We start from the raw sequence: 6,067 nt of genomic DNA on the forward strand, positions 1-6,067 counted from the left end.
CTCTTATTAAATATATCTGTATATCTATTTAATAACTTAAAGAGGGCGTATGTCAGACTTGTACAAAATGCTTCGTGAAGGCGAAGGCGAAAATCTTAAACTCTATAAGGACACAGAAGGTTTCTGGACTATCGGTATTGGGCATCTCGTAACCAAAGACCCAAGCAAAGAAAAAGCAATTTCTATCTTAGATAAAGACCTTAAACGAATAACATCTGGCGTTATCAACAAATCTGAGTCTGAGCAGTTGTTCACTCAGGACACATCTAAGGCACTCAGAGGCATTGAACAATCCAGCCTTAGTTCCATATACATTAGTATGAACGGGCCTCGTAGGACTGCCCTGGTGAACATGGTATATCAACTGGGACTTACCGGTGTATTAGGTTTCCGTAAAATGGTTCGTTATCTCGAACTTAAACAATACAACGAAGCTGCCGATGAAGCTCTGAACAGCAGATGGGCTCGCCAAACTCCTAATCGTGCACACAGAGTTACTGAGACTATTCGTAACGGTGGCTTTAGCGCTTACGCGTTCAGTTAATAAATACATCTATTAATATATTGAGGAACTACTATGTTTGATCTAGAAAAAATGCTGAATGCGCTTAGCCCTAAACGTGAGCACGCTGAAATTCAAGGTTTTAAATTCTATGCACGTCCAATGACTGTTAAAGAATTCTCTGAATTTTTCTATAAAGGTCTTGATGACTCTGACCGCAATGACCAGATGATTTTAAGTTGTGTTCAAAAAGAAGACGGAACTCCTATGTTTGAAACTGTTGAACAGGTTAATTCGTTGTATACCACTGTTCGTGCTCAACTTGCTGGGTTGGTCTCTAAAGCTTCTATCCTGTCTGCTCCGGTAGATGAAACGGAAAAGAAATAAGGGCTTGTAGTCATCGAACATTTAAGTACAGGACTATTCTTCGTCGTGGGCTAGCTCCTAACGAAATACTTAATCTAACAATGCCAGAGTACTACGAGCTCTGGCTGTTCGATACTTTTATTGAACCTCAAAGTCCTGTTCTTAACGATTCCCATCAAGCCCGATTAGCTCATTCCATTATTGCTGTTAGTCCTAATCTTACTAAAGAAGCTCGCAGAAAACTGGACATGAAAGATTTCTATCTGATTAAGCCGAAAGTGTTTAAGTCTGAACAAGAAATTCAGGAAGAACGCGAACAGAAAGAAAAACAAGCTCGTAAAAATCTTGAAGCGTTGATGGACCCTACACTTCTTGAGAAAGCGAGAAAACTTAAACGTAAAGGATAAGAAATGGCAAAGTCAAATTATGAGATAGAAATTAACGGTAATAACAAAGGACTAACATCCGCCGTTGATAATTCTATCGAAGAGTTAAACAAACTCGATAAAGCTGCTGGTGGAATGTTTCAAGGGGCTATTGGCCCCTTAGAGACTATTCAAAGTTCTATAGGAGCTATTGGTGCTGGTGGACCTGCAATGATGGCTGTTGGCGCAGCAGCGGCAGCCGCTGGTCTAGGTATAGCTTCTGTTCAAAGAACATTAGAAAAGTCCACCGGGTTAATGACTATTCAGCAACAGACAGGAACGTCTATCGAATTGTTGCAGCAACTTGAACAAGAATTCAAGTCAGCTGGAATGGAAGTTGAAAAGTTCGGTGATATTAACAAAGATGCACTTGACCATCTTGGTGACTCATTAAGAGAAGGCAAAGGCGGTATGGCTGATGACCTAGAACAATGGGGAATTGGCTTAGAAGAACTGACGAAATATGCTTATGACGCTGAAGGTGGTATAAAATCTGTAATTGATGTTTATTACAAAATGAAAGCGGCTGGTAAGTCAGGTGCTGAAATTACTAACGCAATGGAAACTATGGCGTCCGACTCAAGCCATTTAGTTTCAACATTACAGAAATATAATAGCACTGCTGAAGCAATGAACGCTATTAACTCAAGGTCTGTAAGTATAACAACTGATACCGCTATTGCTGCTAAAGAATTTGACGCTAACATGAAGACTTTAAGTGTTAACGTTGATAAAGTTGCTGTTGCTATCGGCGGGCCTTTAATTCAGTCGATGAATGATCTATGGGTGTTCTTCAACAAAGACTGGTCTGGTAGTGATTATATAAAGGTGTTCAGTACTCTGACCGGTGGCGGAAGCTCAATGGTTGGATTGGCTGATGACCTTCTTAATGAAAAAGAAAAGAAATTCCAGAAGGATATTGCCGCATCTCGAAAGAAAGCTAATGCAGTATTCGAGATAACTAAGAAAGCCGAGAACGACAGAAAAGACGCTGCTGCCAAAGCTAAAGCATTACAAGAGAAAAATGATGCTGATGCTAAAACTGCTGCTGCTAAAGCTCAAGCTGAAAGAGATAAGCAACTTGCTGAAGCCAAACGTCAGGCTTCTGAAGCACAACGTATTGCCGAAGAACAACTTCGTATTAGAGAACAATACATTGATAGTCTTCGTGTTCTCTCTGGTCTTAATTCTGAATATGATTTCTTTACTAAATCATCTGATTTCTCTGGTGCTATTAAAGATATTCAGAAACTCCAGCAGATTAAAAATTATCTTGATGACTTCAAAGACCAAGATAGTAAAACGTTTACTGATAATATCTCTGAAGCAAGTGCATCATTCAAGACAAGCTCTGAACTGTTAAAAATCTCATTAGACCAAGGGAAGATTACTCTTACTGAGTACAACAGAGAACTGAGCAATCTGACTGAACAATATAATCTATTCAAAGAAGCCGTAGCAATGTCTGGTCAAGGAGACCATCGATTAGATGGACTGTCTGACCTACAAGGAATTGGCTTCAGTACTATTGAAGATGATCAACAGTTAGGCCGTCAGAAACTTGATGAGCAATTTGAAGAACTTCGCGAAGCTAATCAGGTTCGTTACGAAAATGACCTGATTGATTATCAAGCGTTCTTGGACCAGAAGCAGAAACTAGACGAATCATACGCGATTAAATCTCAGTCTATTGACCGCCAATCGTCTATAGCTCGATTACAGATTGCGGATGACTTTACTCGTGGTGTTGGTAACGGGTTGCAGATGCTGATGGGTGAGAACAACAAAGCTGCTCAAGCAATGTTTGCTGTTTCAAAAGGTCTAGCGATTGCTAACGGTATGATTAACGCTAACGAAGCAGCAACTACCGCTATGGCTAAATATCCCGGTCCGATGGGATACGCAATGGCAGCAACTTCATATGCTAATGTTCTTACTCAAGTCGCGTCGATGCGTTCTATGACACTTGGTCAGTTCCATGACGGTATCGATAACGTACCTAACACAGGAACGTACTTACTCCAAGAGGGTGAACGAGTAGTCGATAACAGGCTGAACCAGGATCTGAAAGATTTCTTGGGTAATGAGCAGAAAGGGCAATCCCAGGCTGAGCAACCAATCGATGCCTCAATCAATATCAGTGGCTCAGTTAATGGTGAGAAAGAGATAATGCAGATTATGAAGCGGCAGCAGCAAGCGTTGGCTTCAATCGTACAAGACGCTAATAGACGTAGGCAATAGCAGTAACGAACAGGACTCTTCGGAGTCCCTTTGATGTAAACTACTCGAATGTTAGCTATATGCGAGGTATGCCGTGTTAGAAAATTTAGTGAAGTCTCAGATGCTTAGGGCTGATCTTGTTGCTGCTGATCAATATTTCATTTCAGCTGGTTACAACGATATGAGCGGCATTGTAATGCTTAAAGGAGCATTGGTTGCATTATCGAATTTGGTTGATTTTGAGTCAACGATGAGAGCCTTGTATGTTGAAAACCCTTCATTATCAAAGGTATACAAATCAGCCTCCAAGGAGTTCGAGTTCGCTAAATACCTTCGAAATAAGTTTGCGGGGCATATACATCCAGAACTGATATCTAAGGCAATAGAGTGGAATCCAGAGATAAGGTTCATTATGGACAGAACAGACGAGCAGGAGGTTATGTGGTACTGCAATATCTGGGTACTCGAAACGGCAATAAACACATATGTTGATAGTAATGGAAACCACCGTTTGTTCGAGTCGGAAATTGACTTAATCATTCCTGATGATAGCGAGCGTTTTAGATTATTTTTGGAAAAAGTTATTAAAACTGGCATTCAATACCTTACAGAACTTGGGGCCGTGTTAAGAAGTAAAGTTGATAAGCCAGTGAAAGGGCTAGAATCCCTTCAATATTGGAAAGCTGCGGGTTTAACTGAGTTCAATTTTATTGCGAAGAAATAAGGGACAATGTCCCTTATCATATAGTCATAGGTTATTTGGAATCTGTGCCTTAACTGACTTTGCAGTTGTTAAGATAAACAAAACTCATTGTAGTCAAATTATCATGCATATACATTCTATCGGTGCCTTTGGCGTGTTTAAGATACCCACCAGAGCTATTGCTTGATTGGCCTACGGAATCTGAAAAACCCATGTAATTTGAAAAGCCTACAAACATAAACCCAGATTTGTTAATAACATCTGATGAGCTAATCGAGTAGTTAAACCATAAGTAATGGTCCTGTACTACAGCTGTGTCATATACAGGTTCTGCTTCTAGGTTGTGCATGTCTTTAATTGTCGCATCGCATTGATAAGTTCTTGGTTTACCCGCCATGAATGCGAGACCGATAGCACCTGCAATAACTATAGTAACAAGAGTCTTAATGGAATTTGATTTTACGTTCTGACTGATGTTCATTTTGTTCTCCTTGTGTGTGCGTATAATAATACATTAAAACAAAATCGTAAACTTCTATTATCGTCCATTGTTCGCGAAGCAGAGATCTTTTAAAAAGGCTTTAATTGAATCTATTGAGAACAAAGCTTTAATCAGAGTGTCTCTGATTAAAGCTTATGTCGCGGGAAATGCATAATTATTTTGGGGCACGATGAGAGGCGGGATGTTTCGGGACCGCATCTTTTAAAACGCATGTAAATTTTTTATTCCACTTCAATTCATTTGGAAACCTGGATGTACAGTAGGACCAGAACCTAAAGCCCAGCGTAATAAATATAGAATATCCCACAACTTATTAATTTTAAAACACAAAAGGAAGCTCGAATGTCACGCAAAGTATATGTCTCGATGGCCGATATGGCACGCCGCTACGGTTATACATTTAACGCAATCAAGGGGTGGCGAGCTGAAGGTCTACCGTATTCTGAAATTCCTAATGGAATTCCTGAAATTGAAGGGACTCAATGGATTATCAAAAATAAAATTGAACCTCTTCGTAACACATCAGTTAAAGAAGAGATGGACCTCGAAAAACTTCGCGAACAAAAAGCTAAGGCAGACCTAGCAATGTATGCTGCTCAAGAAAAATCCGGCGAGCTTATCTCTGTTGATATAGTACAAGCTGAACTGAATAAGTTCTGTGCATCGATAAAAGATACGTTAAGACTTATCCCAGCTAAACATTCAATCGAGTTAATTGAGCACGCAGATTCAGTTGATAATCTTAAGTTTAAGCTGAAAGAAATCATTAATGCTGAGTTACTGTCTGTTGCTGATTTGTTTGAGCCTGATATTGAAGCCGAACAAGATGAAACACTGATTGATATCGATTAACTAAATCCTGATTGAACAGGTGTTGTATTGTAAGCATGCCAGAACAATATCTCTGTTCTGATACTATCAAACTTAACCAGAACAACTCTGTCTGTAAAGTAATAACTTTGATGTTCGTACTTAAATGGGCGGCCTAACATTTGATTAAGCCGTTCAATCTCATTGATTGTTATCCCTTCTGATATTTCTATCTGCGGAGTCTCCGCGCTTTCTCTTTGCATAGTTCCGCTGTTATTGTCCAATATTCTGCGTCCTGTTTAGTATAGTTAGATCTTAGCTGAGATAGAGATTTAACTCTATTAGATGCGTGGTCTTCAAGTTCATTGATTAGACTATCTACTTGTTGTTCAGTGTTCATTTTGCTCTCCATGGACGAGTAATAAGCTCAACTGGTAAAAGAGCTGACCTGCTCCCCGTTGATTAACACACTGCGATGCTAGTAATGTCTTCATAAGCCACATGAGGACATCCCCATGAAGAAGCGTTTTTCCGACGAA

Annotated in this window: 7 protein-coding genes; 6 read left to right on the forward strand and 1 reads right to left on the reverse strand. The window is 39.8% G+C overall.

The window, feature by feature from the left end; translation table 11 throughout:
* Nucleotides 1–49: 49 nt before the first annotated feature.
* From EDF75_RS06680 to EDF75_RS06700, 5 genes are all read left to right on the forward strand, one after another.
* Nucleotides 50–544, forward strand: coding sequence for a glycoside hydrolase family protein (locus EDF75_RS06680; protein WP_208113307.1), 495 nt, complete (start codon nt 50–52; stop codon nt 542–544).
* A 33-nt stretch (nt 545–577) separates the two neighbouring features.
* A complete protein-coding gene (locus EDF75_RS06685; protein ID WP_133597936.1) occupies nt 578–889 on the forward strand; it encodes a cytochrome in 312 nt (103 codons plus the stop codon).
* An 80-nt stretch (nt 890–969) separates the two neighbouring features.
* A complete protein-coding gene (locus EDF75_RS06690; protein ID WP_133597938.1) occupies nt 970–1,275 on the forward strand; it encodes a hypothetical protein in 306 nt (101 codons plus the stop codon).
* A 3-nt stretch (nt 1,276–1,278) separates the two neighbouring features.
* Nucleotides 1,279–3,534 carry a hypothetical protein gene (locus tag EDF75_RS06695; protein ID WP_133597940.1) on the forward strand — a complete coding sequence of 752 codons (2,256 nt, stop codon included), beginning with the start codon at nt 1,279–1,281 and terminating at the stop codon, nt 3,532–3,534.
* Nucleotides 3,535–3,607: 73 nt separating this feature from the next.
* A complete protein-coding gene (locus EDF75_RS06700; RefSeq protein ID WP_133597942.1) occupies nt 3,608–4,237 on the forward strand; it encodes a hypothetical protein in 630 nt (209 codons plus the stop codon).
* 49 nt (nt 4,238–4,286) lie between these two features.
* On the opposite strand, the gene EDF75_RS06705 is transcribed toward EDF75_RS06700, so the two are convergent.
* On the reverse strand, nt 4,287–4,697 hold the full coding sequence (locus EDF75_RS06705) for a hypothetical protein (protein ID WP_133597944.1): 411 nt from the start codon (nt 4,695–4,697) through the stop codon (nt 4,287–4,289).
* Between the two features lie 363 nt (nt 4,698–5,060).
* Here EDF75_RS06705 and EDF75_RS06710 point away from each other — a divergent pair, with 363 nt between their 5' ends.
* Nucleotides 5,061–5,570: a hypothetical protein gene (locus EDF75_RS06710; protein ID WP_133597946.1), complete on the forward strand. Its 510-nt coding sequence runs from the start codon at nt 5,061–5,063 to the stop codon at nt 5,568–5,570.
* Nucleotides 5,571–6,067 lie beyond the last annotated feature (497 nt).

Source organism: Klebsiella sp. BIGb0149, assembly GCF_004362605.1.
GTDB lineage: Bacteria > Pseudomonadota > Gammaproteobacteria > Enterobacterales > Enterobacteriaceae > Klebsiella > Klebsiella terrigena.

Bases quoted from the DNA above. Each gene is read 5' to 3' on its own strand.
- EDF75_RS06680 (WP_208113307.1), top strand. From the start codon at position 50: ATGTCAGACTTGTACAAAATGCTTCGTGAAGGCGAAGGCGAAAATCTT.
- EDF75_RS06685 (WP_133597936.1), top strand. From the start codon at position 578: ATGTTTGATCTAGAAAAAATGCTGAATGCGCTTAGCCCTAAACGTGAG.
- EDF75_RS06690 (WP_133597938.1), top strand. From the start codon at position 970: ATGCCAGAGTACTACGAGCTCTGGCTGTTCGATACTTTTATTGAACCT.
- EDF75_RS06695 (WP_133597940.1), top strand. From the start codon at position 1,279: ATGGCAAAGTCAAATTATGAGATAGAAATTAACGGTAATAACAAAGGA.
- EDF75_RS06705 (WP_133597944.1), bottom strand. From the start codon at position 4,697: ATGAACATCAGTCAGAACGTAAAATCAAATTCCATTAAGACTCTTGTT.
- EDF75_RS06710 (WP_133597946.1), top strand. From the start codon at position 5,061: ATGTCACGCAAAGTATATGTCTCGATGGCCGATATGGCACGCCGCTAC.